Below are 26,314 nucleotides of genomic sequence, written 5' to 3' on the forward strand. Positions count from 1 at the left end.
GTGCCGGTCAGTGGGCGGTGCGCGAACGCTTGCCGCACTCGGCGCAGACGCCGTTCACGGTCAGTTCGACATGTTCGATGGCAAAGCCGCTGGGCACGCGCGGCGCGGCCGGCTGCGCCGGGGCGGCGGCATCGTCCAGGCAGAAGGTGCGGTCACAGCGGGTGCAGTGGAAATGGCTGTGCTGGCGATGCTCCTGCGCGCGCGCGGCCTCGTGCTCGACCAGGCTGAAGCGGAACACGCGGTCGTTGCCGGCGCGCTTCTGCGCCACGCCCTGGTCCACCAGCCAGTCCAGCACGCGGTAGACGGTGACGCGGTCGATGGTCTCGCCGGCCTCGGGCAGCCGGTCGATCACGGCCTGGTGCGTCAGCGCCTCGTCGCTGCCGATCAGGCACGCCAGGATGCACAGCCGCGGCTGGGTCACGCGCGCGCCCAGCCGGCGCAGGCGCTCATGGGCGGCCTCCAGGGCCGCCGGGGTCGGGATTGCCGGTTCCGGCGCCATGGCCGGCCGGTCCGGACTGGGACGGGTCATGGCCGGATTTAACCATAGCCCTACGGTTGTTGCAATTCAGTTGCGTCAGCCGCGACGGCGGATTGCGCCTATGATCGGCACAGGACCACCTGAGCGGAGACCCCCATGCTGAATGACGCGAGCGCGCTGCTGTTCCCGAATTTCGAACCGTTCCGGCAACAGGTCGGCGAGGTCGAGATCGCCGGGGTGCGGGGCGGCTCGGGGCCGCCGCTGCTGCTGCTGCACGGCCACCCGCAAAGCCACCTGATCTGGCACCGGGTGGCGCCCGCGCTGGCAGACCACTTCACCGTGATCGCCACCGACCTGCGCGGCTACGGCAGCAGTGCGGCGCCGCCCGGCAATGCCGGCCACGAGCGCTACAGCAAGCGCACCATGGCGCAGGACCAGGTGGCGCTGATGGCGGCCCTCGGTTTCCATCGCTTTGCGCTATGCGGCCATGACCGCGGCGCGCGCGTCTCGCACCGGCTCTGCCTGGACCACCCCGAGGCGGTCAGCCGCGCCATGCTGCTCGACATCGCGCCCACGCTGGCCATGTACGAGCGCACCAGCATGGCCTTTGCCGCGGCCTACTGGCACTGGTTCTTCCTGATCCAGCCGGCGCCGTTCCCCGAGACCCTGATCAATGCCGAGCCCGATTTCTATATCCAGAAGCTGATGGGCCTGCGTCACGCCGGCCTGGCGGCGTTCGCGCCCGACGCGATGGCCGCCTACACCGCGGCAATGCGCGACCCGGCGCGCGTGCACGCCATGTGCGAGGACTACCGCGCCGCCGCCACCATCGACCTCGAGCACGACCGCGCCGAGCGCGAGGCCGGGCGCCGCCTGGCGCTGCCGCTGCGCGTGCTGTGGGGCGAGCACGGCGTGGTGGCGCGCTGCTTCGAGCCGCTGGCGCTGTGGCAGGAGGTGGCCGCCGACGTAAGCGGGCGCGCGCTGCCCTGCGGCCATTACATCCCCGAGGAAGCCCCCGACCCGCTGCTGGAGGAAATGCTCGGTTTCTTCCGCTAGCCGGCGGCGGCTGTCGCGAAACGCGGACTTTGTGGGCGATTGCTGCCATAACTTTCCCGTTTCACGCCATATGCCGCGGATTGCAGGCGGGTTAGCCCCTATACCTGGGCATTGTCTGGTGTTGCTAACATCATCCTCGCCCTTGCGGTTTACGGCAGCGGCAGCGGCGCCAGCCGGTCACGGTGCAAACGCGGCGAGTGAGACCGCGCCAGAGTTCCCCGCGCGAGCAGGGCTCCAGCCGGCGGCAAGGCATTGCATGACGGGTATTGAAGGAACCAGGAGAAGAGAGCATGAAACGAGTGGCAAAGACGATCGCGGCCGCGCTGGCAATCGGCGCGATGGGCATGGCGGCAGGCGCGTACGCGCAGGAATTCCCGGGCGGCAAGCCGATTTCGGCCGTGGTGCCGTTCTCTGCGGGCGGCCCGACCGACAAGGTCTCGCGCGAGTTGACCGCGATCATGTCCAAGCACCTTGGCGCGACCATCGTGATCGAAAACCTGGGCGGCGCCGGTGGCACCATCGGCGCCAAGAAGGTGGCCCAGTCCAAGAACGACGGCCACACCGTGCTGATCCACCATATCGGCATGGCCACGGCCCCGGCGCTGTACCGCAACCTGGGCTTCGATCCGCTCAAGGACTTCGAGATGGTCGGCGAGATCGCCGACGTGCCGATGATCCTGGTCGGCAACAAGTCGCTGCCGCCAAACAGCTTCAAGGAACTGCTGCCGTACATCAAGGCCAACGCTGCCAAGTTGTCGCTGGCCAATGCCGGCATCGGTTCGGCCTCGCACCTGTGCGGGCTGCTGTTCCAGAGCGCGATCCAGACCGAGCTGACCACGGTGCCGTACAAGGGCGCGGCTCCGGCGCTGACGGATATCCTCGGCGGCCAGGTCAACCTGCTGTGCGACCAGACCACCAACCTGGCTGGCCACCTGAAGGCGCATTCGGTCAAGGCGTACGCCGCCATGCAGGCAAAACGCGTGGAAGCGTTCAAGGACGTCCCGACCGCGGCGGAGCAGGGCATGCCCAATGTGGAAGTCAAGGTCTGGCACGCCATGTACGCGCCCAAGGGCACGCCCAAGCCGGTGATCGACAAGCTGTCGGCCGCCCTGCAGAAGGCCGTGGCCGACCCGGCGTTCCGCGCCAAGATGGCCGAGCTGGGCGCCGAAGCGGTGCCGGCGCAGCGCGCCACGCCTGAATCGCTGCGCACCTACCTGAGCGCAGAGATCAACAAGTGGACCCCGGTGATCAAGAAGGCCGGCGTCTATGCGGATTGATCCGATGGAGTGATGCATGCGGCGCGCTGGCCTGCCGGCCGGTGCGTTGTGCCGAAGGGCCATGCCTTGCGCATGGCCCTTTTTGTTTGCGGGGCGGCGCGACCAGCGGTGGCGGGCATCCTATATTGGTCAGACTGCCGCCGCCGGCGAGGTGCGCGACAGGCCTTGAAACCGTGCCGGGGCGTCGCCAACTACGGTCCTGACATATTCACGGAAGCCACCATGGAACAGTATCACGGCACTACCATCGTCAGCGTCCGCCGCGGCAATCAGGTCGCGCTGGGCGGTGATGGTCAGGTCACGCTCGGCAATATCGTGATGAAGGGCACCGCGCGCAAGGTGCGCCGCATCTACAACGGCAAGGTGCTGGTCGGGTTTGCCGGCAGCACCGCCGACGCTTTCTCGCTGCTGGACCGCTTCGAGGCCAAGTTGGAGAAATACCAGGGCAACCTGACCCGCGCCGCAGTCGACCTCGCCAAGGACTGGCGCTCGGACCGCGCGCTGCGCCGGCTGGAGGCCATGCTGATCACCGCCGACCGCGACACCACGCTGGTCATCACCGGCAATGGCGACGTGCTGGACCCCGAGGGCGGCATCGCCGCGATCGGTTCGGGCGGCGCCTATGCGCAGTCGGCGGCCAAGGCGCTGATGGAAAACACCGAGATGGCGCCGAAGGACGTGGTCGAAAAAGCGCTGACCATCGCCGGCGAGCTCTGCATCTATACCAACACCAATTTCGTCATCGAGACGCTGGAATAAGCCGCTGGCACCAGCGGGGGCCGGCGTACGCCCCCCGCGCACCGCGCCCCAACTGAACGGATACCATGTCGCACACCATGACCCCGTCGGAAATCGTTTCCGAACTCGACAAGCACATCATCGGCCAGAACAAGGCCAAGAAGGCCGTGGCGGTGGCGCTGCGCAACCGCTGGCGCCGCCAGCAGGTGGCCGAGCCGCTGCGCCAGGAAATCACCCCCAAGAACATCCTGATGATCGGCCCGACCGGCGTCGGCAAGACCGAGATCGCACGGCGCCTGGCCAAGCTGGCCGACGCGCCCTTCATCAAGATCGAGGCGACCAAGTTCACCGAGGTGGGCTATGTCGGCCGCGACGTCGACACCATCGTGCGCGACCTCGCCGAGATGGCGATCAAGCAGACGCGCGAATCCGAGATGAAGAAGGTGCGCACCAAGGCCGAGGACGCCGCCGAGGACCGCCTGCTCGACGTGCTGCTGCCGCCGCCGCGCGATATCGGCTTCTCGCAGCCGGAAGAGAAGGATTCCAACACGCGCCAGGTGTTCCGCAAGAAGCTGCGCGAAGGCCAGCTCGACGACAAGGACATCGAGCTCGAGGTCTCCGCCGGCATGCCGAGCATGGACATCATGGGCCCGCCGGGCATGGAAGACATGACCGAGCAGATCCGCACCATGTTTGCCGGCCTGGGCCAGGGCAAGAAGGCGCGCCGCAAGATGAAGGTCAAGGAAGCGTTCAAGCTGCTGATCGACGAAGAGGCCGCCAAGCTGGTCAATGACGAGGAACTGAAGCACAAGGCCATCGCCAACGTCGAGCAGAACGGCATCGTGTTCCTGGACGAGATCGACAAGATCGCCAGCCGCAGCGATATCGGCGGCGGCGAAGTGTCGCGCCAGGGCGTGCAGCGCGACCTGCTGCCGCTGGTCGAGGGCACCACGGTCAACACCAAGTACGGCATGATCAAGACCGACCATATCCTGTTCATCGCCTCGGGCGCGTTCCACCTGTCCAAGCCGAGCGACCTGATCCCCGAGCTGCAAGGCCGCTTCCCGATCCGCGTGGAACTGGAATCGCTGTCGGTGCAGGACTTCGAGGCTATCCTGACGCAGACCGATGCCAGCCTGACCAAGCAATACCAGGCGCTGCTGAACACCGAGGAGGTCAACCTGGTGTTCGCGCCGGACGGCATCCGCCGGCTCGCCGAGATCGCGTTCTCGGTCAACGAGAAGGTCGAGAACATCGGCGCGCGCCGGCTCTACACGGTGATGGAGCGGCTGCTGGAGGATCTGTCGTTCCATGCCAGCAAGTCGTCCGGCGAGACCGTGACCATCGACGCCGCGTACGTCGAGGAACGCCTGGGCGACCTCGCCGGCAACGAGGACCTGTCGCGCTACGTGCTGTAAAGCCCGCGGCATGGCAAAACGAAAGGCGCACTGCGGTGCGCCTTTTTGAAAGGCGCACCGCAGTGCGCCTTTTTTCATGTCCGTGCGTTTCCACCTGCCACATCGCGGTAAGGCTCGTAAGCAATGGTAAGCCCGCTGGCCGGCGTGGCCGGGCGATGCGACCCTTGCGCACCTTGACGGTCGATTGACCGGTGCGGGAGCCACCGCATCCCCCTCAACCCACTGGCAGGAGAAATCACATGGTCCATTACAAGACCCGCCGGGTGGTGCTCGCCACGGGCGGCCTGCTGGCCGCGCTGGCCGCCGCAACGGCCTTCCTTTGCATCCGTCCGGCGATGCCGGCGGCCGAAGCCGCGCAATCGGGCACCCTGGGCGCGGCCGCCGCCGCGGCGGCAACGCTGGCGCTGGATTCGGGCGCGCTGTTCACGCTGGCGGACCGCCATGCCGGCGATGCCATGCGCATCGCCGACAGCGGTGCGCCGCCGGACGGTGCCGACGGCCTGGACTGGGACTACGTCCAGTTGCGCCTGTAGCGCGGCGCCATGCCACGCCATGCAAAAGGCCGCGCACGTGCGCGGCCTTTTGCATTGGGGAACCCCGTTCAGCGCCTTCAGCGTGATACCGGCCGCTTGCCCAGCTTGCGCTGCAAGGTGCGCCGGTGCATGTTCAGCGCGCGCGCCGTCGCGGAGATATTGCCGCCATGCTCGGCCAGCACGCGCTGGATATGTTCCCACTCCAGCCGCGCCACCGACAACGGCACCGGTTCTTCCAGCGCGGCCTGCGCCGCGTCTTCCGACACGCCCGCCATCAGCGCGGTCAGGATCGAATCGACATTGGCCGGCTTGGCCAGGTATTCATCGGCGCCTTGCTTGACCGCCGCCACCGCGGTGGCGATGCTGGCGTAGCCGGTCAGGATCAGGATGCGCGCGTCGGGCAGGGCCTGCCGCAGCGGCGCCACCAGCTGCAGCCCGGACTCGGCGGGCGCGGTGCTGCCGGCTTCGGGCGGCGGCTCCAGGTGCAGGTCCAGCGTGACGTAGGCAAAGTCGGTGCGCGCCGCCAGCGCCAGCGCGGTGCGGCCGTCGTGCGCCACCGCCACGGCATAGCCGCGGCGCGTCAGAGCGCGCGCCAGCGTGCCGGCAAAGACTTCGTCGTCGTCGATCACCAGGAAGGGCGTGCCGGCCGGTGCGGTGGCTTCGGGTACCGGGGTAAGGGGTTCGGTCATAACGCAGAAGGCATGGTGGCGGTGGCGGCCGCGGAGGTGGAAAGCGTGGAGAGCGCGGGCAGGCGCAGTTCGGCGACGGTGCCGCCGCCCGGGCGGTCATGCCAGGCGAGTTCGCCGCCCATCTGGCGGGCGGCGCTTTGCGCCAGGTACAGGCCGATGCCCTGGCCGCCATGCTGGCTGGCCACCGGGGTTTCGCCGAGCTGGCCGCGCAGCGCTTCGGGGATGCCGTCGCCGTGGTCGGCAACGCGGAACGACAGCCATGGCGCGGTATTGCCGGGGGCCATGGCGATCTGCAGCTGCAACGGCTGCGCGCCGCGGCTGGCGGCCTGCTGGCTGCGCGCGGCGTTGTCCAGCAGGATGGTCAGGATCTGGCCCACGCGCGCGGTTTCCACCGCCTGCGCGCCGGCGCCCGGCGTGGCCACGGCCTGCAGGCTGGCATTGGGATGGCGCAGCTGCCAGCGCTCGGCAAACGCCGGCAGCCAGCCGTCGATGCGCTGCGGCGCCAGCGTGGCCGGGTCTTCGCGCAGCCGCGCCAGGGTCGAGCGGCACAGCGCCAGCTGCTGCTCCATGGTCTGCAGGTCGGGCAGATAGCCGCTGATGGCGGCGGCGCCGCGGCCGGCGTCGGAGGCATCGGCGCGCAGCTCGCCGGCAATCACCGCCAGCGTCGCCAGCGGCGTGCCGATTTCATGCGCCACCGCGGCGGCCTGGCCGTTCAGGTCCTCGACGCGCGCTTCGCGCAGCAGCTGCTCGCGCGCCAGGTTCAGCTGCGCCTCGCGCTGGCGCAGCACGCCCGACAGGCGCGCCACGAACAGCGCGATCATCACCGCGCTGGCGACGAAGTTCAGCCACATGCCGGCCAGGTGGTAGGTCACCGCGTTGTCCGGGTTGTGCAGGTCCAGCGGCACGTACTCGATCAGCAGCACCGTGTAGCAGGCCAGCGCGTACAGCGACAGCGCAATCACCTGGCGCCACGGCAGGATGGCCGCGGCGATGGCCAGCCCCGGCAGGTAGAACGAGACGAACGGGTTGGTGGCGCCGCCGGTGTAGAACAGGATCGCCGACAGCGCGGTCAGGTCGACCAGCAGCTGGCCCATCAGCTCGGCCTCGCCGGGCGCGCTGTTGCGCCGCGTGTGCTGGCGCAGCCGCAGGCCGGTGAGCAGGTTGAACAGCGCCTGCAGCCCCAGCACCACCAGCAGCGGCGTGTAGGGCAGGCGGATGCCGGCAATCGGCTCGCACACCAGCACGGTCAGCGCCTGTCCGCCCAGCAGCGCCCAGCGCAGCCAGAACAGCCGGCGCAGCGTCACCTGGCCATGGCGTGCCGAACTGCCGGCCGGCAGGGGCGACAGGAACGGGAAGTCAGGCAGGCGGGTCACGGCTGGGGCGGTGCGCATGGCGCGAGTGTATCAATGCCGCCGCGGGGCGCCGGCGCGTGCGACACCTTGCCGCATTGGCGCGTTGCCGCGCCGGCTGCCAGACTGGCTGGTTGCGTTGTCGATCGCGCGTGCCGGGCGGCTACGGCGGGCTCGGGCATGGGCGGTCCCCGCATGGTCTAATGTCTGCTTTCAGGAGAGCCTTTGATGCAAGCCAAATTCCGCCCGGCCACGCTGGCCGCTACCTTTGCCCTGGCCGCCACGCTGGCATCGGGCGCCGCGCTGGCGCAGGTCGATGTCAGCAGCGCCTGGGTGCGCGGCACGGTGCCGACCCAGACCGCTTCGGGCGCCTTCATGGTGCTGCACGCGCACCAGGACGCAAAGCTGGTCGGCGTCTCGTCGCCGGTGGCGTCGGCCGAGCTGCACGAGATGAAGATGGAAGGCAACGTGATGCGCATGCGCCAGATCAAGTCGCTGGACCTGCCCAGGATGCAGAACGTCGAACTGAAGCCGGGCGGCTACCACGTGATGCTGATGGACCTGAAGGCCCAGCTCAAGCCCGGCGATACCGTGCCCATCACGCTGAAGATCGAGCAGGGCGGCAAGGTGATCGAGCAGAAAGTCACGGCCGAAGTGCGCAGCATGGTGCCGGGCGCCGCCAGCGGCGGCCACGGCGAGCACAAGCACTGACCGGCGGCCGGCCCGCGCCGGGGCGTCAGCCGCGCAGGCTGATCGGCTCGTCCGCTTCCGGGCTCGACGCCGCCGCCAGCACGCGCTCGCGCAGCCAGGCGTGGGCGGGATCGGCCTCGGTGCGCTGGTGCCAGATCATGCTGAAGGTGAAGTCGTCCAGCGCGAACGGCGGCGCGAACACGGCGTAGCGCGGATCGTCTTCCAGCGCGGCCAGGCTGCGCCGCGCGGTGGTCAGCACCAGGTTGGTCCCGGCGATCAGCGCCGGCGCCACGCTCCAGTGCGGCACCACGCAGGCGATCTTGCGCCGTCCCCCCAGCTTGGCCACGGCCGTGTCGATCGCGTCCATGCGTTCGCTGTGGGTGGCGACCAGCACGTGCGAGCGCGCCAGGTAGGCCACCTGGTCGAGCCGGCCGGTATCGCGCACGGTGGCGGCATCGACCGCGCAGGCATAGCTTTCGCGGAACAGCTCGGCGGACTGCACGCCTTCGGGCTGGTGGCTGAACACCCCCAGCGCCATGTCGATCTCGCCATCGGCCACCTGCGCGGTCATGCCCTCGCGGCTGGCCTGCGACACCACCAGGTCGATATTGGGCGCGGCCTTGCGCACCGCGCGCAGCAGCCGCGGCAGCACCACCAGCGCGCCGTAGTCGGACATCGCCAGCCGGAAGCTGCGCCGCGCGGTGGCCGGCTGGAAGCCGCTCGGCCCCAGCAGGATGCGCACCTGCGCCAGCGCCTCGGCCAGCGGCCCCGACAGCTCGTGCGCGCGCGCGCTCAGCACCAGCCCGCCCTTGCCGCGCACCAGGATCGGGTCGTCGAGCAGCTGCCGCAGCCGCCCGAGCGCATGGCTGACCGCCGGCTGGCTCAGGTGCAGCCGCAGCGCGGCGCGGGAGATATGGCGCTCCGCCAGCAGCGCTTCCAGCACCACCAGCAGGTTGAGGTCGATTCCGCGTAGGCTATTCATTCGGCGAATATTAAACGTACGAAAGCAGAATTGGAAATTCGCAAAGCGATATTTCAAACTGCTGGCATCGCATCTTGCCCTATGGAGCGCGCCATGTCAGGCACCCAGCTGTCGTTTTCGATCCCGGCATCGCTCTGGCTGCCGCTTGGCACCGCCGTGCTGGCCGGTGCCGCGATCCCGTTCCAGGCCGGGGCCAACGCCACGCTCGGGCGCATGCTTGGCCATCCGCTGTCGGCCACGCTGGTGTCGCTGCTGGTCAGCCTGCTGGCGCTGCTGCCGGTGCTGTGGCTGATGCGGGTGCCGCTGCCGTCGCCGGCGGCGCTGGCGCAGGCGCCGGCCTGGCTGTGGAGCGGCGGGGTGCTGGGGGTGTTCTATATCTCGGCCGCGCTGATCATGGCGCCCAGGCTGGGCGCCGCCGGCTTCATTGCCGCGGTGGTGGCCGGGCAGGTGCTGGCCGCGCTGCTGGTCGACCAGTTCGGCCTGGCCGGGTTTGCGGTGCGCGCGCTGACGCCGACGCGGGTGGCCGGCGCCGCGCTGATCGTGGCCGGGATGCTGGCGATGCAGTGGGACAGCGGCGCGGCCGTTGCGCCGGCGCGTCAGCCGGCCGCTGGATCGGGTACGGAAGCGGGTGCGGATTCCGGCGTCTGACCATCCCGCCGCGCCGCCAGGCACGCCGGACACAGGCAGTGCTGGCCCGGCACGATGTGCCGCGCCGGCAGCAGCGGCTGGCTGGCGCACCAGCACTCGGGCAGTCCTGCCACATAGCCGCAGACAAAGCCTGCGCCGCAGCGGCTGCAATGTTCGACCGGTCGCAACTGCCCGGTCAGCACCGCGGTGGCGTCGCTCATGGCCGCCTCCGCGGTGCTGGCGTCATGGACTGGATTCGGTCGGGCGAGCGAAAGGTGGCTGCTGACATGATGGCAAGTCTTGGGGAACACTGCGCCTCGGTGCAGGCCAAACGGCTGAGACGGCGGGCCGGGAAGCCGCGCGCTTGTTGCATCGACGGAACGCGCCGGTGCCCCGCAGGCCGCTTGCAGCCGCTTCGCCGTGCCCGGTTGGGCCGGCGCGCTTTCGCCCCGCGCGGTTTCTTGTAAAATCGGCGCCTGCCGTGGCCGGATGGCGCACTTTCGGGCGATCCCCGGGGGCGATCCGTCGGGCTTCCCCCCGGGGACGCGGCGGCTTAGCCATCATACCTGTTGATTCTCACGGATGTCCCCCATGAACGCCGACAACCCTGGGCCTGCCGCGACCGCGGTGGCCGCCATCGCTCCCGCACTGAAGGCCGAGATCCTCGCCGAGGCCCTGCCGTATATCCGCAAGTTCCACGGCAAGACCATCGTGGTCAAGTACGGCGGCAATGCCATGACCGAAGAGAAGCTCAAGCACGGCTTCGCGCGCGACGTGATCCTGCTCAAGCTGGTCGGCATGAACCCGGTCGTGGTGCACGGCGGCGGCCCGCAGATCGACGAGGCGTTGAAGAAGGTGGGCAAGGTCGGCACCTTCGTGCAGGGCATGCGCGTCACCGACGAAGAGACCATGGAAGTGGTCGAGTGGGTGCTGGGCGGTGAAGTCCAGCAGGACATCGTGATGCTGATCAACCAGTACGGCGGCCAGGCCGTCGGCCTGACCGGCAAGGACGGCGGCCTGATCCGCGCCAAGCGCCTGCAGATGCCCGACCGCGAGAACCCGGGCGCGTTCATCGACATCGGCTACGTCGGCGACATCGAGGCGATCAACCCGGCGGTGGTCAAGGCGCTGCAGGATGACGCCTTCATCCCGGTGATCTCGCCGATCGGCTTCTCCGACGACGGCCAGGCCTACAACATCAACGCCGACGTGGTCGCCGGCAAGATGGCCGAGATCCTCAAGGCCGAGAAGCTGGTGATGATGACCAACATCCCGGGCGTGATGGACAAGAAGGGCAACCTGCTGACCGACCTGTCCGCGCGCGAGATCGAAGAACTGTTCGCCGACGGCACCATCTCGGGCGGCATGCTGCCGAAGATTTCGTCGGCGCTGGACGCGGCCAAGAGCGGCGTGCATTCGGTACACATCATCGACGGCCGCATCGAGCATTCGCTGCTGCTGGAAATCCTGACCGAGCAGGCCTTCGGCACCATGATCCGCTCGCACTGAGCGGAGCCCCGCAGCGGCGCCGGCCACGGCCGGCCGCTCCGGCATATCCCACCACCTTCCGAGTTGCCCGGCGTGCCTTCCAGTCTTTCCTCACCGCGCCGTGTCCGCGCTCGCCTCCGCCGCCGTCCCGCGGGCGATACCTCGGGCGGCACGGTCTGGCTGTTCGATCTCGACAACACGCTGCACGATGCCTCGCACGCGATCTTCCCGGCGATCAACCGGCTGATGACCGCGTACGTGGCGCGCGTGCTCGGCTGCGACGAAGCCACCGCCAGCCGCGTGCGCGTGGACTACTGGCAGCGCTACGGCGCCACGCTGCTCGGCATGATCCGCCACCACGGCGTCGACCCGGCGGACTTCCTGCGCGCCGCGCATGAGTTCCCGGCGCTGGCCGAGATGGTACGGGTCCGGCGCGGCCTGGCCGCGCACCTGCTGCGCCTGCCCGGGCGCAAGATCCTGGTCACCAACGCGCCGCAGGACTATGCGCGCGCGGTGCTGGAGATCGCCGGCATTCGGCACTGCTTCGAGCGCGTGGTGGCGATCGAGCAGATGTGGGTGCACGGGCATCTGCGGCCCAAGCCGGACCGCCGCATGCTGCGCCGGCTGCTGGCGCAGGCCCGCATCGCGCCGCATCGCGCGGTGCTGGTCGAGGACACGGTGTCGCATCTCAAGCGCTACGCCGGCACCGGCATCCGCACCGCGTGGGTGACGGGCTACCTGCGCACGGTCGCGCCTTCACGACCGCACAGGGTGCCCGCCGCGCCCGCCGCCGCGCATGACGACGGCAGCCGCCGCGACGCCGCGGTGCGCTCGACGCTGCAGGCCGAGGACCGACGCCATGCCGGCCACGCCGTGCAGGAGCGCTCGGTGACGCTGGTGGCCGCCGAGACCCAGGCGCCGCAGGCGCAGCCCGACAACGTGCCGCGCGTGCGTGCGCGCGTGCCGAACCGGCCGGCCTATGTGGACATAAAAGTACAATCGATGCATCAACTCCAACGACGAATGCGGAGAACCGGGTCATGACGCAAAGCAACGGGCGCGAACCAGAGGCGGTCATCGCGGGCAGCGAGCCGGACGCCGACCAGCAGCGGGCGGCGCCGGCGCGCAAGCGTCCGCGCCCCGGCGAGCGCCGCGTGCAGATCCTGCAGACGCTGGCGACCATGCTGGAACACCCGCGCGGGGAGAAGATCACCACCGCGGCGCTGGCCGCGCGCCTGAGCGTGTCCGAGGCGGCGCTGTACCGGCATTTCGCCAGCAAGGCGCAGATGTACGAGGGGCTGATCGGCTTTATCGAGCAGACCGTGTTCGGCCTGATCAACCAGATCACCGACAAGGAAGAGCACGGCCTGCGCCAGGCGCATGCGATCGTGCGCATGCTGCTGTCGTTCGCGGAAAAGAACCCGGGCATGACGCGCGTGCTGACCGGCGAGGCCCTGGTGGGCGAGCACGAACGGCTGCAGGAGCGCATCAACCAGGTGGTGGACCGCATCGAGGCGTCGCTGCGCCAGTGCCTGAAGGTGGCGGTGACCCAGGCCGCGTTTCCGGCGGATGCCGATATTCCCGCGCGCGCCGCGCTGATCATGGCGGCGGTGCAGGGCCAGTGGCACCGCTATGCCAAGAGCGGTTTCCGCAAGTCACCGTCGGACCATGCCGACGCGCATCTGCGCGTGCTGCTGGGCTGAATGCAACCAGCCGGGCCGATTGCTCTATAATTGCCCGGTCGCGCCGATTTGATGACTGGCTTGCGGGCGCGCGGCAGCCACGGACAGGGTTCCGATGGCTCGCCACTATAAATGCGGCTAAAGAGGTTGGGTCGGCGCCCCATGCCACCACGGCAGTGGATGGCGCCGGCACGCGGAATCCCGCAGGGAATCCAGCGAATCCCGACTTGGCTGCGACGCTTGATACGCAAATGCCGGTCGGGTTTTTTTATGCCCGTTCGCCACGGGCCGGATTCCATGACTGATGTCGCCCTGCCGACCGCCGCGCCTGCCGCGTTCGACCTGCCGCCGGATTCGGTCGGCGTGGTCGCGCCGCAGCGCATGCACTTTGCCGAGCCGCTGAAGCTGCGCAACGGCTCGTCCATCGCCGGCTACGACCTGATGGTCGAGACCTACGGCACGCTCAATGCGGACCGCTCCAACGCGGTGCTGGTCTGCCACGCACTGAACGCCTCGCACCATGTCGCGGGCGTCTATGCCGAAGACCGGCGCAACGTGGGCTGGTGGGACAACATGGTCGGTCCCGGCAAGCCGCTCGATACCAACCGCTTCTTCGTCATCGGCATCAACAACCTGGGCTCGTGCTTCGGCTCGACCGGGCCGATGAGCCTGAACCCGGCCACCAGCGCACCCTATGGCGCGTCGTTCCCCGTGGTCACGGTGGAAGACTGGGTCAATGCGCAGGCGCGCGTGGCCGACGCGTTCGGCATCACGCAGTTCGCCGCGGTGATGGGCGGCAGCCTGGGCGGCATGCAGGCGGTGGCCTGGAGCCTGATGTACCCGGAGCGCCTGCGCCATTGCATCGTGATCGCCTCCACGCCCAAGCTGTCGGCGCAGAATATCGCCTTCAACGAAGTGGCGCGCAGCGCGATCCTGTCGGACCCGGATTTCCACGGCGGCAACTACTACGCGTACGGCGTCAAGCCCAAGCGTGGGCTGCGCGTGGCGCGCATGATCGGCCATATCACCTACCTGTCGGACGAGGACATGGCCGAGAAATTCGGCCGCGAGCTCAAGAGCGAGGACATCCGCTTTTCGTTCGATGTCGAGTTCCAGGTGGAAAGCTATTTGCGCTACCAGGGCGACAAGTTCGCCGAGTACTTCGACGCCAACACCTACCTGCTGATCACGCGCGCGCTCGATTATTTCGACCCGGCGCTGGCTTACGGCGGCGACCTGACACGCGCGATGGCGCAGACCCAGGCCAGCTTCCTGGTGGCCAGCTTCGGCACCGACTGGCGCTTCGCGCCCAGCCGCAGCCGCGAGCTGGTCAAGGCGCTGCTGGACAACAAGCGCCCGGTCTCGTACGCCGAGATCGACGCGCCGCACGGCCACGATGCCTTCCTGCTCGACGACCCGCGCTATCACAACCTGATGCGCGCCTACTACGACCGCATCGCGGAGGAGATCGGCGCATGAACGCCCTGGCCAATCCCAATATCCTGGCCCTGCGCCCCGACTTCCGCGCGATCGCGCGCTGGATCGAACCCAATTCCACCGTGCTCGACCTGGGCTGCGGCGATGGCAGCCTGCTGCGCGTGCTGCAGGACGAGCTCGAGGTGCAGGCCTACGGCATCGAGATCCGCGACGAAGGCGTGCTGGCCTGCGCGCAGAAGGGCGTGCATGTCATCCAGCAGAACCTGGAGGGCGGGCTGGCGCTGTTCGAGGACAAGAGCTTCGACACGGTGATCCTGTCGCAGACGCTGCAGACCATCCACAACACCGCGCAGGTGCTGCGCGACACGCTGCGGGTCGGGCGCGAGTGCATCGTCTCGTTCCCGAACTTCGGCTACTGGCCGCACCGCCTGTCGGTGTTCCGCGGGCGCATGCCGGTGTCGGAGTCGCTGCCTTACCAGTGGTACAACACGCCCAACGTGCGCGTGCTGACCATCAGCGACTTCGAGGCGCTGGCGCCCAAGGTCGGCCTGCGCGTGCTCGACCGCGTGGTGATGCACGAGGGCGTGACCGTCAACTGGGGCGTCAACTGGCGCGGCAGCCTGGCGGTGTACCGGGTCTGCGCGGCCTGAGCCGGTCGAGCGGGTTGCGCGCCTAGCCCGGCAGCGCGCCGGCCTGGTACTGCGCCGCGAATTCCGCCGACGGCGGGATAGGCTTGATGATGTCGATCAGCACGCCGTTGGGATCGGCGGTAATGAAGTGCCGCTGGCCGAAGGCTTCGTCGCGCAGTGGCTGCAGGATCGGCAGGCCCGCCGCGCGCAGCCGGTCATGGACCACATCCGCATCTTCCACCTCGAAGTTCAGCAGCAACCCTTGCGCGCGCTGGCCGCGGGCCGGCGGGGGGATGGTGTCGTGGGTGCCGTCGAGCACGGCGAGGCTGACTGACGGGTCATCCGCCAGTTGCAGGTGCACGTACCAGTCGCTGGCGAACAGGGCAGTAAAGCCGAAATGCTGTTGATAGAACGCGGCCGTCCCGGCCACGTCGGCAGTCATGATGACCGGGTAATAGCTGGTGACTTTCATGATGGCTTCCCTCGTCTCAAATACATGCAGCCTGTATGTAAATAGATATTAAGATACAGGCTGCATGTTTGCAAGGAATCCGAAGCGTGTCCCGAACCAACCGCGAGCGTACCGAAGCCACCCGCCAGGCGCTGACGGAGGCCGCGCGTGCCCTGTTCGTCAGCCGTGGCTACGGCGACACGTCGACGCCTGACGTCTGTGCCGCCGCCGGCATCACCCGCGGCGCGCTGTACCACCACTTTGCCGACAAGCGCGACCTGTTCCGCCATGTGCTGGCCGAAGAAGCCGCGGCCGTCGCCGCCGATATCGAAGCCGCCACGCCGGCGGGGCAAGACCCTGCTGGGGCATTGCTCAGCGGGGCGCAGGCGTATCTGCAGACAATGACGGTGCCCGGCCGCACCCGCCTGCTGCTAGTGGAGGGGCCGGCGGTGCTGGGATTGCGCGAGATGCTGGCCCTCGACGAAGCCAACGCCGCCCGCACCCTGCGCGAGGGGCTGGAGGCAGCGGGCGTCGATGCAGACGGCGTGGCGCCGCTGCTGTCGGCGGCGTTCGACCGCGCCGCGCTGGAGATCGAAGCCGGCGCCGATGCCGGCCGCGTGCGCGACGCGATGCTGTGGCTGCTGCGCCGGGTGCTGGGGCAGACCGGGGGCTAGCACTCCGTGCCCCAGCGGATCGTCACCGCGGCGCGTCGCCGGCGCTGCCCGCCAGGTGGTCGACAAAGGCCCGCACCTTGGGCGGAACATGCCGCGTCGGCGTGTACACCGCGTATGCCGTGCCGATGTAGGGCTCCAGGATGTCCCAGTCGCCCAGCACGGTGACCACACGCCCCCGCTCCAACGCATCGCCCAGCGAGAAATCCGGCACCAGCCCGATGCCGGCATCGCGCTCCACCATGCTCATGATCGCCAGGCTGTTGTTGAGCGTCAGCCGCGGCGGGATGCGGACCTCCACCTTGTCGCCGCCGGACTGGGGGCGCAGGGTCCAGCGCTCGCCGAAATTGCCGTAGCCCAGGTACAGGCAGCGCGCGGCCGGCAGGTCGGCCGGCGTGGCCGGCGCGCCGTGGCGTTCCAGATAAGCGGGCGAGGCCACCAGCCGGTAGCGCACCTCGCGCAGCGGCCGCGCCGCCAGGCCCGGGGCCAGTTCGCGCGCGATGCGCACGGCCACGTCCAGGCCCTCTTCCACCAGATCGACCATGCGGTCGGCCAGCGTCAGTTGCAGGTCCAGTCCCGGATACTTCGCCAGCAACGGCGGCAGCCGCGGCGCCAGCCAGGCTTGCCCGAACGACACCGGCGCGCTCACGCGCAGCACGCCGTGCGGCGCGCCGCCGTGCTCGCCGGCCAGCGCGGTGACCTCGCGCGCCGCGGCAGTCATGCGCGCGCACGCGGCGTAGACCGACTGGCCCAGCTCGGTCAGCGCGAACGCGCGCGTGGTCCGCTGCAGCAGGCTTGCACCGAGCCTGGCTTCGAGCCGGGAGACATGGCGGCTGACCGCCGACGGCGTCATGCCAAGGTCCTGTGCGGCGGCCGAGAAGCTCCCGCACTCGACCACGCGCGCGAACACCGACATCGCATTGAGTGGCGTATCAAGCATGCTTAACCCCTCGTTTTTGACCTGTAGTCAAATACTAATTGAGGTCTGGCTGCATTGTTGACTTTGAAGACGAGTGAAACAATGCTGGCATTAGCTAGACCGGAGTTCCTCATGCCTTCGCAACAACCCCAGCGCGGCGGCGCCTGGCGCATGGTGGCAGCCATGATGCTGTCGGGCACCATCGGCTGGTTCGTGGTAACCAGCGGCCAGCCGCCGCTGGATGTGGTGTTCTTCCGCTGCCTGTTCGGTGGCGCCGCGCTGCTGGGCGTGCTGACCTTGCAGCGCGGCTGGGTGCGCATGACCCGCGCCCAGGCCGGCTGGCTGGCGCTGGGCGGAATCACGCTGGTGCTCAACTGGCTGGCGCTGTTCTCGGCGTACGCGTACAGCGGCATCGCCATCGCCACGGTGGTCTACCACACCCAGCCGTTCTTCCTGCTGCTGCTGACGTCGGTGCTGCAGCGCGAGCCGTTCCCGTTCGCGCGGCTGCCATGGCTGCTGCTGGCCTTTGCCGGCGTCATGCTGATCACCGGGCTGGAGCACGGCGCGGGCGGCGCGTCGATGCTGGCCGGCATTGGCCTGGGACTGCTGGCGGCACTGCTGTACGCCGTGACCACGCTGGCCACGCGGCGGCTGCAGGCGATCCCGCCCGGCCAGATCGCCGGCCTGCAGATGGTGCTGGGCGTGCTGATGCTGGCACCGCTGGCGCATCCGGCGGCGGGCAGCTATGGCGGCGGCACCTGGGCGGCGCTGCTGGCGCTGGGGCTGGTGCACACCGGCGTGATGTACACGCTGCTGTATGGTGCCTTCCAGCGGCTGTCGGTGGTGTCCATTGCCACGCTGTCGTTCATCTATCCGCTGGTCGCGATCGTCATCGACGTGATGGTGTTCGGCGTAGTGCTGGGGCCGTTGCAGGTGGCCGGCATGGCGCTGGTGCTGCTCGGGGTGGTTGCCAACCAGCTCGGCTGGGCGCTGCCGTTGCGGCGGCGGGCGCAGGGATGAGGCCCAGGGCACGGCCAGCGGAAGGCCGCGCTTGACCGGAGCGCTGACTACGGTTAGTGTAGGCAGCTAAGCGAACGATCGTTCTATTCCAACGAGACCAGCCTGCTTCCGCCATGTCCACTGCGCCCCAGATCCACGCCGACGCTGCCGCAAGCCAGCTCCATCCCTTCGACGACGCGCTGGCGCTGGCGCCGGCCGGCGAACACCGCTTCCAGGGCCGCACCACGCCGGCGTACTGGAACATGATCGGGCCGTTCGGCGGCATCACGGCCGCCACGCTGCTGCAGGCGGCGCTGGACCATCCGCAGCGCCTGGGCGAGCCGGTTTCACTGACCGTCAACTTTGCCGGCCCGATCGCCGAGGGCCCGTTCGAGATCGAGGCGCGCCCGGTCCGCACCAATCGCTCGACCCAGCACTGGACCCTGGAACTGCGCCAGGGCGATGCCGTGACCACCACCGCCACCGCGATGTTCGCGGTGCGGCGCGACACCTGGGCCTGCGACGAAGCGGTGATGCCGGACGTGCCGGCCGCCGACGTGCTGCCGACCATGGGCGGGTTTGCGCCGGTGCGCTGGCTCAAGGCTTACGACATGCGGCCGGTGCGCGGCGCCAAGCCAACCGCGGAGGCCGGTACCGAGCACCCGGACAGCCTGACCCAGTTCTGGCTGCGCGACGCGCCGGCGCGCACGCCGGATTTCGCCGCGGTGGCGGCCTGGGCCGACAGCTTCTACCCGCGCATCTTCCTCAAGCGCGCGGGCTTCGTGCCGGCCGGCACGGTGTCGATGACCACGTATTTCCATGCCGACGCGGCCACGCTGGCCGCGCTGGGCGACAGCCATGTGCTCGCCAGCGCGCAGGCGCAGGTGTTCCGGCAAGGCTTTTTCGACCAGCGCGCGCAGCTGTGGAGCGCCGCGGGCGAGCTGATCGCCACGTCGCACCAGATCGTCTACTACAAGGAATAGGCCCGGCCCGCTCAGGCCACCGCTTCGCGCGCCTGAGCCTCGTAGCGGTGCACGGTGTGGCGCATCGCCCAGAGCAGCATCACGCCGGGCAGCGCCACCGCCACGGTGCCCAGATAGAACGGCGCCCAGCCCCAGGCTTCGACCATATAGCCCGACGTCGGCCCCACGTAGACCCGGCCCACCGACGCCAGCGCCGACAGCAGCGCATACTGCGTGGCCGAGAACGAGCGGTTGCACAGCGTCATCAGCAGCGCGACGAAGGCCGCCGTGCCCATGCCGCCGCACAGGTTCTCGACCGCGATGGTGGCGCCCATGGTCCACAGGTGCGGCGGGGTCACCGCCAGGATCCAGTAACCGAGGTTCGACACCGCCTGCAGCACGCCGAACAGCATCAGCGAGCGGTACAGGCCCAGGCGCACCATCAGCGTGCCGCCGAACAGCGCGCCGAGGATGGTCGCGGCCAGCCCCAGGGTCTTGTTGACGATGCCGACCTCACCGGCGGAGAAGCCGGCGCCGCGGATCAGGAAGGTTGTCGACAGGCTGCCGGCGAAGGCGTCGCCGAGCTTGTACAGCACGATCAGCAGCAGCAGCCACCAGGCCCCCGGGCGCGCGAAGAAGTCGCGCAGCGGGCCCACCACCGCCTCTTCCAGCGAGCGCGGCGCGCGCGCGGGCACGTCGGGCTCCGGCGCCCACAGCAGCGTGACGATGCCCACGCCCATCAGCGCCGCCATCAGCAGGTAGGTCTGTTGCCAGCCCAGCACGCGATCCGCCAGCCACAGTGCCAGGCCGCCCGAGACCAGCATCGCCAGCCGGTAGCCCAGCACCTTGACCGCCGCGCCGGCGCCGCGCTCCGCCGGGCGCAGCACGTCGGTGCTGTAGGCGTCGAAGACGATGTCCTGCGAGGCCGACAGGAACGCCACCAGCGTGGCCAGCGCCGCCAGCATCCACAGCGCCTGCTGCGGCGGGCAGAACGCCATGCCGGCGATGCCCAGCACCAGCCCGACCTGGGTCAGCAGCAGCCAGCCGCGCCGGCGCCCCATCAGCGGCGGGGTGTAGCGGTCCATCAGCGGCGCCCACAGGAACTTGAAGATATAGGCTTGGCCCACCAGCGAGAAAAAGCCGATGGTCTTGATGTCCAGCCCTTCGACCGTCATCCACGCCTGCAAGGTGCCCGAGGTCAGCGCCAGCGGCAGGCCGGAGGCGAAGCCCAGCATCAGCATGGCGCCGATGCGGCGGTTGCGGAAGATATCGAGATAGGTCTGGAAATTCATGGGTGGGGCAGCCGTGTGCCGCCCGTGCGGCTGCGCGGGCGCCGTGTATTATTGCACCACCTGTTTGCCCACTCTCCGATTGCGCCCAAGGAATCGCCCATGCGTCGCCGCCTGCAAGGTGTTCAGCGTCTCTATCGACAGCGTCGACTGCGGCTGGCCCGTGCGCTGGCGCTGGCCGCGGCCGTGCTGCCGCTCGGCTGGAGCGTGCCGGCGCCGGCGCAGCCGCAGGACGGCAGTGCCGGCGGCATCCGGCTGAATCCGGGCGGCTCCGCGGTGCGCAACATCGTGCCGGCCGAGGTGATCGAGCAGCAGGCCGTGCAGGAGTACGAGCAGCTCAAGCAGGAGGCCATCGCCAAGCGCGCGCTGGCTCCCGACAACCATCCGCAGCTGGTGCGCCTGCGTGCCATAGGCAAGCGGCTGCTGCCGCAGACCGCGCGCTGGAACGAGCGCGCGCGGCAATGGCAGTGGGAGATCAACCTGATCGGCTCGAAGCAGGTCAATGCGTTCTGCATGCCGGGCGGCAAGATAGCGGTCTATACCGGGCTGCTCGACCAGCTCAAGCTGACCGATGACGAAGTCGCCATGGTGATGGGGCACGAGATCGCGCACGCGCTGCAGGAGCATGCACGCGAGCGCGCCGCCAAATCCGAGATCACCAACCTCGGCGCCAACGTGATCTCGCAGCTGTTCGGCTTCGGCAACCTCGGCAATATGGCGCTGGGCACGGGCGCGCACCTGCTGACGCTGCGCTTTTCCCGCTCGGACGAGTCCGAGGCCGACCTGATCGGCATGGATGTGGCCGCGCGCGCCGGCTACGATCCGCGCGCGGCGGTGTCGCTGTGGCAGAAGATGGGCAAGGTCTCGCAGTCCGGCGCCGAATTCCTGTCGACCCATCCGTCCGGGCGCAGCCGCATCGCCGACCTGGAAAAGCACTTGCCCGAGGTGCTGCCGCTGTACGCGCGCGCGATCCACACCACGGTGGACAAGCTGCCGCCCTACCGCCCCAATATGACGGGGCTGGGCGATGCGCCGGTGGATGCCGGCGACGAGGACCGGCAAAAGCCGCTGAAGCGCTGAACGGCGTTGCGGCCCGCCGCGCCGCATTCCGCACAGCGCCTTGATGGCCTGAAGCCGGCGCCGGGAACAATGCGACAACCGCAGGGGGGCCCGCATGAGCCTGAACCGCATGAGCCCGTCGGAACGGCGGGCCGCGTATCTGCTGATCTTCGCCGGCTGCGAGGCCGAGCCCGACCGCTTCACCAGCGACCTGCCGGTCAGCTCCGAAGTCTGGTTGCTGTATGCGTCCGGCGAATCGTTCGAGGTGCCGCGCGGCCTGCTGCTGACCCCGCACCACGGCGCCGGCATCGCCGCGCTGCGTGCCGCGGTGCTGCGGCGCCTGCCCGCGCTGGCCGGGCCGGCAGCGGACCAAGCCGGCCCGCGCTTCCTTGCCGCCAATGAATCCCATCTGCTGGCGCAGATCGATTTCTTCGACATGCTGCGCCTGCTGCCGCTGACCGCCTGGTGGCAGCGCGAAGTGCGCGCGCCGATGGCCGGCATCAGGTGGACGCCCGCCGCGCGCCGCGCGCTGGCGCTGAGCCTGACCGGCGATGCGCTGGTGCGCTGGCTGGGCGAGTCGGTGCTGGCCCATGTCGGCAGCGAGGCGGCGCTGGCGCGCTTCAAGGACATCGGCTACACCGCGGCGCGTACCCGCTTCGGCGGTCTCGCCGCGCCGGCCGGGCAAGCGCTGGGGCGGCTGGTCAATGTGGCCGCGCAGTACGTCGCGCTGACGCTGCTGGGGCTGCGCGACGACAGCTTCCCGCCCGGGGGCCTGACGCGGCGCGTCACCCAGGCCAGCCGCCAGGTGCTGGAGACGCTGTGGGAGTGCCTGCGGGAGGACCATGTGGAAGGGCCAGCCACGCCGACAGCCGGCATGGCCGCCGGAGACGTCGCCGCTGCCGCCGCCATCTCGCCGCTATGGCGCATCTCGGCCAACCGGCCGGCCGAGCACGCCGTGTTCGCCTCGCGCAAGACCGTCAAGGCCGATGCGGCCATCCGCGTGTTCGATACCGGCGGGCAGGGCGTGCGCTGGGCCGTGATCGATTCCGGCATCGACGCGCGCCATCCGGCCTTCTTCGATCCGCTCAAGCTCGACGGGCCGCTGCCGGTGCGCGACGGGCTGATCGCGCCGCGCCTGTCGCGCGTGGTCAGGACGCTGGATTTCACGCGCCTGTCGGCGATCACCAGCGGCCGCCTGCCGCCCATGCCCAAGGGCAAGCGCGGACCCGGCGAGGCGGAACTGCGGCAGCGCATCGCCGCGATTGCCGAGGACCTGGCGCATGGCCGCATCATCGACTGGTCGGTGATCGAGCCCCTGCTTGAAATCAGCCACGATGACCCGGCGCAGTACGTTGCGCCGGGCGGCAGCCACGGCACGCATGTGGCGGGCATCATCGGCGCCGGCTGGCCGTCGTCGACCTACCTGGCGCGGCCAGACCCCATGCCGCTGCCGCCAGAGCTGATGGAGGCCGGCGATGTCAGCGGCATCTGCCCGCGCATCGAACTGCTCGACCTGCGCATTTTCGATGCGCAGGGCAGGGGCGACGAGTTCGGCATCCTGGGCGCGCTGCAGTATGTGCGCTGGCTCAACCAGAGCCGCGACCGGCAGTCGGTGCATGGCATCAACTTGAGCGTGGCGTTGCGCCACGACGTGCGCAGCTACGCCTGCGGCAGCACCCCGGTGTGCGTCGAGTGCGACCGCCTGGTGGCCAGCGGGGTGGTCGTGGTGGCCGCGGCCGGCAACTATGGCTACGACGAGGCCTTCGCCGCCGAGCACATGGGCGCCGGCTTCCGCGGCCAGACCATTACCGATCCCGGCAACGCACGGGCCGTGATCACGGTGGGCGCGACCCACCGCACCGATCCCTACCGCTTCGGCATTTCCTACTTTTCCAGCCATGGCCCCACCGGCGATGGCCGCATCAAGCCCGACCTGGTCGCGCCGGGGGAGAAGATCACCTCGACCGTGCCCGGCGGCACGCTGGCGTCGATGGATGGCACCAGCATGGCGGCACCCCATGTGTCCGGGGTCGCGGCGCTGCTGCTGTCGCGCAACAATGAACTGATGGGCCAGCCCGAGACCGTCAAGAGCATCCTGTGCGCCGCCGCCACGGACCTGGGGCGCGAGCGCGCCTTCCAGGGCGCCGGGCTGGTCGACGCGCTGCGCGCGCTGCAGCGGGTGTAGCCCGACGCCGCGGCGGGCAACAAAAAAGCCGGCAGTGCCGGCTTTTTGATGTGCGGGAATGGCTGGCCTCAGGCGCGCAGTCCGCTGGCCTCGTCGGCGCCCACATGCACGTTCATGCATTGCACCGCGGCGCCGGCCGCGCCCTTGCCCAGGTTGTCCAGGCGCGCCACCAGGTTCAGGCGCTCGGCATTGCCGAACACGAACAGGTCGACGCGGTTGGTGTCGTTGTTGGCCTGCACGTCGAAGAAACCGCCGTCGAGGTTGTCGGCGCTGTTGTACGGCATCACGCGCACGAACTGCTCGCCTTCATAGTGCTGGCGATAGATCTCGACGATCTGCTCGGGGCTGACCTTGCGCGCCAGCCGCTCGGCAAACACCGGCACCGTCACCGCCAGGCCCTTCAGGAAGTTGCCGACGATGGGGTTGAAGATCGGCGCCTGGGCCAGGCCGGCCTGCACGCGCATTTCCGGCAGGTGCTTGTGCTCCAGGCCGAGCGCGTAGGGACGCGGGCTGTTCAGCTTCGGGTTACCGCCGGCTTCGAACTCGGCAATCATCGACTTGCCGCCGCCGCTGTAGCCGGTCAGCGAGAACGCCGACAGCGGGTAGTCGGCCGGCAGCACGCCGGCATCCACCAGCGGGCGCACCGCCAGCACGAAGGCGCTGGCGTGGCAGCCCGGCACCGCGATGCGCTTGCTCGCGCGGATCTTGTCGCGCTGGCCGCGCGCCAGTTCGGGCAGGCCGTAGGCCCAGTTGTCGGCGGTGCGGAACGCGGTGCTGGCGTCGATCACGCAGGTGTTGGGGTTGGTTACCAGCGACACCGCCTCGCGCGAGGCCACGTCGGGCAGGCACAGGAAGGCGACGTCGGCGGCGTTCAGGAAGCGTGCTCGTTCGGCCGGGTCCTTGCGCTTGTCTTCGGCAATGCGCAGCAGTTCCACGTCGGCACGACCGGAAAGATAGTCAAGCAGCCGGAGACCGGTGGTGCCTTCCTGACCATCGACGAACACTTTGAAAACCATGGCTGACTCACTCAATGAAGTGCGGGGGAATGCTTTGGATATGAGAAATCTCCCCTGCCGGGCGCTGTGGGGAACCTGCATTGTAGCGGGGATGGGGGCCGATCGCAGGGGTTTGTACGGATTGGAATTATTGCGATTGGCACAGTTCAGAACTTGCTGGCGTTAACCAAATGGGTTAGTTTGCATGGAGAAGGGAACAGCGCATTACAGCCTGGCGGAAGTGCGTGCACTTCTCGAGGCGGGACGAATGAGGCTGACTCGTACTGCTTACGATGGAGCGAACCAGATGGGGCTGAATAAGCGAAGTGTGCGTGACATACTTCTGCAACTTGCCCCCCGGGACTTTTACAAGAGCATGAGCCTATGAGGATCACACGGTGTGGCAGGACGTCTATCGGCCTATCACACCGAATGGCGCCTTGTATGTGAAGCTCATAGTCACCGATGGCGTTTTGGTCGTTTCATTCAAATTCAGGTAGTTCGCAGAGCAAGGAGGAACGGTCAGATGAAGTGCCCGGAATGTGGCGGCGCCGAACTCGTGGATGGACTGCGAGACGTGCCCTATACATATCGTGGCGAGACCACGGTAATTCGCGATGTCAGGGGGGATTGGTGCCCGAGGTGCGGAGAAGGAGTCATGCCCATGCATGACGATTCACTGGGCGAAGCGATGCTCGCCTTTAACAAGCAAGTCAACGCCAAATACCTGGACCCCACCTTCATCACTGAGGTTCGCAAAAAGCTCCGCCTTGATCAGCGCGAGGCAGCCGAAATATTTGGCGGGGGCGTCAATGCATTTTCTCGGTATGAGACGGGGCGAACCATGCCGCCGCTGGCGCTGATCAAGCTGCTGAAAGTGCTGGACCGCCACCCCGAACTGCTAGCGGAAGTCCGGGCGGCCTGAAGCTATGGTCAGAGCGGAAAGTTATAGTCGATCGACAGCGGCGCGTGGTCGCTGAACTTCTCGTCCTTGTAGATCGAGCACAGCTGCGCCGTGTCCGCGATCTTCGGCGTGGCGAGGTGGTAGTCGATGCGCCAGCCCACGTTCTTCGCGTACGCCTGGCCACGGTTGCTCCACCAGGTGTACTGGTCCGGGCGCGGGTCCAGCTTGCGGAACACGTCGACATAGCCGTGCACGTCGAACAGCTCGCCGATCCAGGCTCGTTCCTCCGGCAGGAACCCTGAATTCTTCAGGTTGCCCTTCCAGTTCTTGATGTCGATTTCCTTGTGCGCGATGTTGACGTCGCCGCACAGCACGATTTCGCGGCCGCTCGCCTTCAGTTGCAGCAGGTGCGGCAGGAACGCTTCCATGAAGCGGAACTTGGCCAGCTGGCGTTCCTCGCCGCTCGAGCCGGACGGCACGTACACCGAAATCACCGCCAGATGCGGATACTGCACTTCCACATAGCGGCCCTCGCTGTCGAATTCGGTGTTGCCGAAGCCGGTGATGACCCGCTCGGGCTTGTGGCGCGTATAGAGGCCGACGCCGCTATAGCCCTTCTTCTCGGCGTAATGGAAAAAGCCGTGGTAACCGTGTGGCGTCAGGAACGCTTCCGTCATGTCGGCGGCCTGCGCCTTCAGTTCCTGCACACAGACCATGTCTGCGTCCTGCTTGCCCATCCAGTCGAAAAAGCCCTTCTTCGACGCGGAGCGGATGCCGTTGAGGTTGGCGCTGATAATCCGTAACATT

The 26,314-nt window shown here is 68.6% G+C and carries 30 protein-coding genes; 20 read left to right on the top strand and 10 right to left on the bottom strand.

The genetic code is table 11. From position 1 onward, the window contains the following. Positions 1–7: 7 nt before the first annotated feature. Positions 8–529, bottom strand: a complete 522-nt coding sequence (locus tag CBM2588_RS02085) for a Fur family transcriptional regulator (protein ID WP_115679149.1) — start codon at positions 527–529, stop codon at positions 8–10. Positions 530–634: 105 nt separating this feature from the next. Here CBM2588_RS02085 and CBM2588_RS02090 point away from each other — a divergent pair, with 105 nt between their 5' ends. The 5 genes from CBM2588_RS02090 (at position 635) to CBM2588_RS02110 (ending at position 5,500) form a co-directional block, all read left to right on the top strand. Further along, positions 635–1,534, top strand: a complete 900-nt coding sequence (locus CBM2588_RS02090; protein WP_115679150.1) for an alpha/beta fold hydrolase — start codon at positions 635–637, stop codon at positions 1,532–1,534. Positions 1,535–1,824: 290 nt separating this feature from the next. Next, positions 1,825–2,811 (top strand): tripartite tricarboxylate transporter substrate-binding protein, encoded by a 987-nt coding sequence (locus CBM2588_RS02095; RefSeq protein WP_115679151.1) that lies wholly within the window; start codon positions 1,825–1,827, stop codon positions 2,809–2,811. Positions 2,812–3,033: 222 nt separating this feature from the next. Then, positions 3,034–3,570, top strand: coding sequence for an ATP-dependent protease subunit HslV (gene hslV, locus CBM2588_RS02100; protein WP_012351483.1), 537 nt, complete (start codon positions 3,034–3,036; stop codon positions 3,568–3,570). 65 nt (positions 3,571–3,635) lie between these two features. Beyond that, a complete protein-coding gene (gene hslU / locus CBM2588_RS02105; protein WP_012351484.1) occupies positions 3,636–4,967 on the top strand; it encodes an ATP-dependent protease ATPase subunit HslU in 1,332 nt (443 codons plus the stop codon). 239 nt (positions 4,968–5,206) lie between these two features. Then, the gene (locus CBM2588_RS02110; RefSeq protein WP_115679152.1) at positions 5,207–5,500 is read left to right on the top strand and encodes a hypothetical protein; all 294 of its coding nucleotides are present in this window, start codon (positions 5,207–5,209) and stop codon (positions 5,498–5,500) included. 77 nt (positions 5,501–5,577) lie between these two features. Here the strand turns inward: CBM2588_RS02110 and CBM2588_RS02115 are convergent, their stop codons facing one another. After that, the gene (locus CBM2588_RS02115) at positions 5,578–6,189 is read right to left on the bottom strand and encodes a response regulator transcription factor (protein WP_115679153.1); all 612 of its coding nucleotides are present in this window, start codon (positions 6,187–6,189) and stop codon (positions 5,578–5,580) included. Next, positions 6,186–7,580 carry an ATP-binding protein gene (locus tag CBM2588_RS02120; protein WP_115679154.1) on the bottom strand — a complete coding sequence of 465 codons (1,395 nt, stop codon included), beginning with the start codon at positions 7,578–7,580 and terminating at the stop codon, positions 6,186–6,188. Before CBM2588_RS02120 ends, CBM2588_RS02115 begins: the two co-directional genes overlap by 4 nt. A gap of 186 nt (positions 7,581–7,766) precedes the next feature. Between CBM2588_RS02120 and CBM2588_RS02125 the strand changes: the two genes are divergently transcribed. Further along, positions 7,767–8,249 (top strand): copper chaperone PCu(A)C, encoded by a 483-nt coding sequence (locus CBM2588_RS02125; RefSeq protein WP_115679155.1) that lies wholly within the window; start codon positions 7,767–7,769, stop codon positions 8,247–8,249. Between the two features lie 25 nt (positions 8,250–8,274). On the opposite strand, the gene CBM2588_RS02130 is transcribed toward CBM2588_RS02125, so the two are convergent. Continuing rightward, positions 8,275–9,210 carry a LysR family transcriptional regulator gene (locus CBM2588_RS02130; RefSeq protein ID WP_115679156.1) on the bottom strand — a complete coding sequence of 312 codons (936 nt, stop codon included), beginning with the start codon at positions 9,208–9,210 and terminating at the stop codon, positions 8,275–8,277. A gap of 93 nt (positions 9,211–9,303) precedes the next feature. On the opposite strand from CBM2588_RS02130, the gene CBM2588_RS02135 reads away from it, so the two are divergent. Beyond that, positions 9,304–9,858 (top strand): DMT family transporter, encoded by a 555-nt coding sequence (locus CBM2588_RS02135; protein ID WP_115681363.1) that lies wholly within the window; start codon positions 9,304–9,306, stop codon positions 9,856–9,858. Here CBM2588_RS02135 and CBM2588_RS02140 read toward each other — a convergent pair. Further along, positions 9,807–10,058, bottom strand: a complete 252-nt coding sequence (locus tag CBM2588_RS02140; RefSeq protein WP_115679157.1) for a cysteine-rich CWC family protein — start codon at positions 10,056–10,058, stop codon at positions 9,807–9,809. The genes CBM2588_RS02135 and CBM2588_RS02140 overlap by 52 nt on opposite strands. Before the next feature lie 370 nt (positions 10,059–10,428). Here CBM2588_RS02140 and argB point away from each other — a divergent pair, with 370 nt between their 5' ends. The 5 genes from argB to metW all read left to right on the top strand — a co-directional run bounded on the left by argB (position 10,429) and on the right by metW (position 15,094). Beyond that, entirely contained in the window at positions 10,429–11,346 is a 918-nt protein-coding gene (gene argB, locus CBM2588_RS02145; RefSeq protein ID WP_039008462.1) for an acetylglutamate kinase, read from the top strand. A 72-nt stretch (positions 11,347–11,418) separates the two neighbouring features. Further along, the gene (locus tag CBM2588_RS02150) at positions 11,419–12,369 is read left to right on the top strand and encodes a pyrimidine 5'-nucleotidase (RefSeq protein ID WP_115681364.1); all 951 of its coding nucleotides are present in this window, start codon (positions 11,419–11,421) and stop codon (positions 12,367–12,369) included. After that, entirely contained in the window at positions 12,366–13,028 is a 663-nt protein-coding gene (slmA, locus tag CBM2588_RS02155) for a nucleoid occlusion factor SlmA (protein WP_115679158.1), read from the top strand. The genes CBM2588_RS02150 and slmA overlap by 4 nt, the downstream gene beginning before the upstream one ends. A 276-nt stretch (positions 13,029–13,304) precedes the next feature. Further along, positions 13,305–14,486, top strand: coding sequence for a homoserine O-succinyltransferase MetX (metX, locus tag CBM2588_RS02160; RefSeq protein ID WP_115679159.1), 1,182 nt, complete (start codon positions 13,305–13,307; stop codon positions 14,484–14,486). Beyond that, a complete protein-coding gene (gene metW, locus CBM2588_RS02165; RefSeq protein ID WP_115679160.1) occupies positions 14,483–15,094 on the top strand; it encodes a methionine biosynthesis protein MetW in 612 nt (203 codons plus the stop codon). The genes metX and metW overlap by 4 nt, the downstream gene beginning before the upstream one ends. Before the next feature lie 22 nt (positions 15,095–15,116). On the opposite strand, the gene CBM2588_RS02170 is transcribed toward metW, so the two are convergent. Further along, positions 15,117–15,545, bottom strand: a complete 429-nt coding sequence (locus CBM2588_RS02170; RefSeq protein ID WP_115679161.1) for a VOC family protein — start codon at positions 15,543–15,545, stop codon at positions 15,117–15,119. Between the two features lie 86 nt (positions 15,546–15,631). Between CBM2588_RS02170 and CBM2588_RS02175 the strand changes: the two genes are divergently transcribed. Continuing rightward, entirely contained in the window at positions 15,632–16,198 is a 567-nt protein-coding gene (locus CBM2588_RS02175) for a TetR/AcrR family transcriptional regulator (RefSeq protein WP_115679162.1), read from the top strand. A 22-nt stretch (positions 16,199–16,220) separates the two neighbouring features. On the opposite strand, the gene CBM2588_RS02180 is transcribed toward CBM2588_RS02175, so the two are convergent. Further along, complete coding sequence (locus CBM2588_RS02180) at positions 16,221–17,135, bottom strand: LysR family transcriptional regulator (protein WP_115679163.1); 915 nt, start codon at positions 17,133–17,135, stop codon at positions 16,221–16,223. A gap of 111 nt (positions 17,136–17,246) precedes the next feature. On the opposite strand from CBM2588_RS02180, the gene CBM2588_RS02185 reads away from it, so the two are divergent. Both CBM2588_RS02185 and CBM2588_RS02190 read left to right on the top strand, forming a co-directional pair. Beyond that, positions 17,247–18,134: a DMT family transporter gene (locus CBM2588_RS02185; protein WP_115679164.1), complete on the top strand. Its 888-nt coding sequence runs from the start codon at positions 17,247–17,249 to the stop codon at positions 18,132–18,134. Positions 18,135–18,247: 113 nt separating this feature from the next. After that, entirely contained in the window at positions 18,248–19,096 is an 849-nt protein-coding gene (locus CBM2588_RS02190) for an acyl-CoA thioesterase (RefSeq protein ID WP_115679165.1), read from the top strand. A gap of 11 nt (positions 19,097–19,107) precedes the next feature. Here the strand turns inward: CBM2588_RS02190 and CBM2588_RS02195 are convergent, their stop codons facing one another. After that, positions 19,108–20,367, bottom strand: a complete 1,260-nt coding sequence (locus tag CBM2588_RS02195) for a muropeptide transporter (protein WP_115679166.1) — start codon at positions 20,365–20,367, stop codon at positions 19,108–19,110. A 99-nt stretch (positions 20,368–20,466) separates the two neighbouring features. Between CBM2588_RS02195 and CBM2588_RS02200 the strand changes: the two genes are divergently transcribed. Continuing rightward, entirely contained in the window at positions 20,467–21,444 is a 978-nt protein-coding gene (locus tag CBM2588_RS02200; RefSeq protein WP_115679167.1) for a M48 family metallopeptidase, read from the top strand. Positions 21,445–21,538: 94 nt separating this feature from the next. After that, a complete protein-coding gene (locus CBM2588_RS02205) occupies positions 21,539–23,608 on the top strand; it encodes a S8 family peptidase (RefSeq protein ID WP_115679168.1) in 2,070 nt (689 codons plus the stop codon). A gap of 68 nt (positions 23,609–23,676) precedes the next feature. On the opposite strand, the gene argC is transcribed toward CBM2588_RS02205, so the two are convergent. Continuing rightward, positions 23,677–24,624 carry an N-acetyl-gamma-glutamyl-phosphate reductase gene (argC, locus tag CBM2588_RS02210; protein ID WP_115679169.1) on the bottom strand — a complete coding sequence of 316 codons (948 nt, stop codon included), beginning with the start codon at positions 24,622–24,624 and terminating at the stop codon, positions 23,677–23,679. Positions 24,625–24,871: 247 nt separating this feature from the next. On the opposite strand from argC, the gene CBM2588_RS31455 reads away from it, so the two are divergent. Genes CBM2588_RS31455 through CBM2588_RS02220 form a run of 3 tightly spaced genes read left to right on the top strand, consistent with a single transcriptional unit; the run spans position 24,872 to position 25,528 of the window. After that, positions 24,872–24,991: a type II toxin-antitoxin system MqsR family toxin gene (locus CBM2588_RS31455; protein ID WP_306437245.1), complete on the top strand. Its 120-nt coding sequence runs from the start codon at positions 24,872–24,874 to the stop codon at positions 24,989–24,991. A 10-nt stretch (positions 24,992–25,001) separates the two neighbouring features. Then, positions 25,002–25,103: a type II toxin-antitoxin system MqsR family toxin gene (locus CBM2588_RS31460; protein WP_306437235.1), complete on the top strand. Its 102-nt coding sequence runs from the start codon at positions 25,002–25,004 to the stop codon at positions 25,101–25,103. A gap of 26 nt (positions 25,104–25,129) precedes the next feature. After that, a complete protein-coding gene (locus CBM2588_RS02220; protein WP_115679170.1) occupies positions 25,130–25,528 on the top strand; it encodes a type II toxin-antitoxin system MqsA family antitoxin in 399 nt (132 codons plus the stop codon). Between the two features lie 8 nt (positions 25,529–25,536). On the opposite strand, the gene CBM2588_RS02225 is transcribed toward CBM2588_RS02220, so the two are convergent. Then, on the bottom strand, positions 25,537–26,313 hold the full coding sequence (locus CBM2588_RS02225) for an exodeoxyribonuclease III (RefSeq protein ID WP_115679171.1): 777 nt from the start codon (positions 26,311–26,313) through the stop codon (positions 25,537–25,539). Between the last annotated feature and the right edge of the window lies 1 nt (position 26,314).

Origin of the sequence: Cupriavidus taiwanensis, assembly GCF_900250075.1 — a bacterium.
GTDB classification, from domain to species: Bacteria; Pseudomonadota; Gammaproteobacteria; order Burkholderiales; family Burkholderiaceae; genus Cupriavidus; species Cupriavidus taiwanensis_C.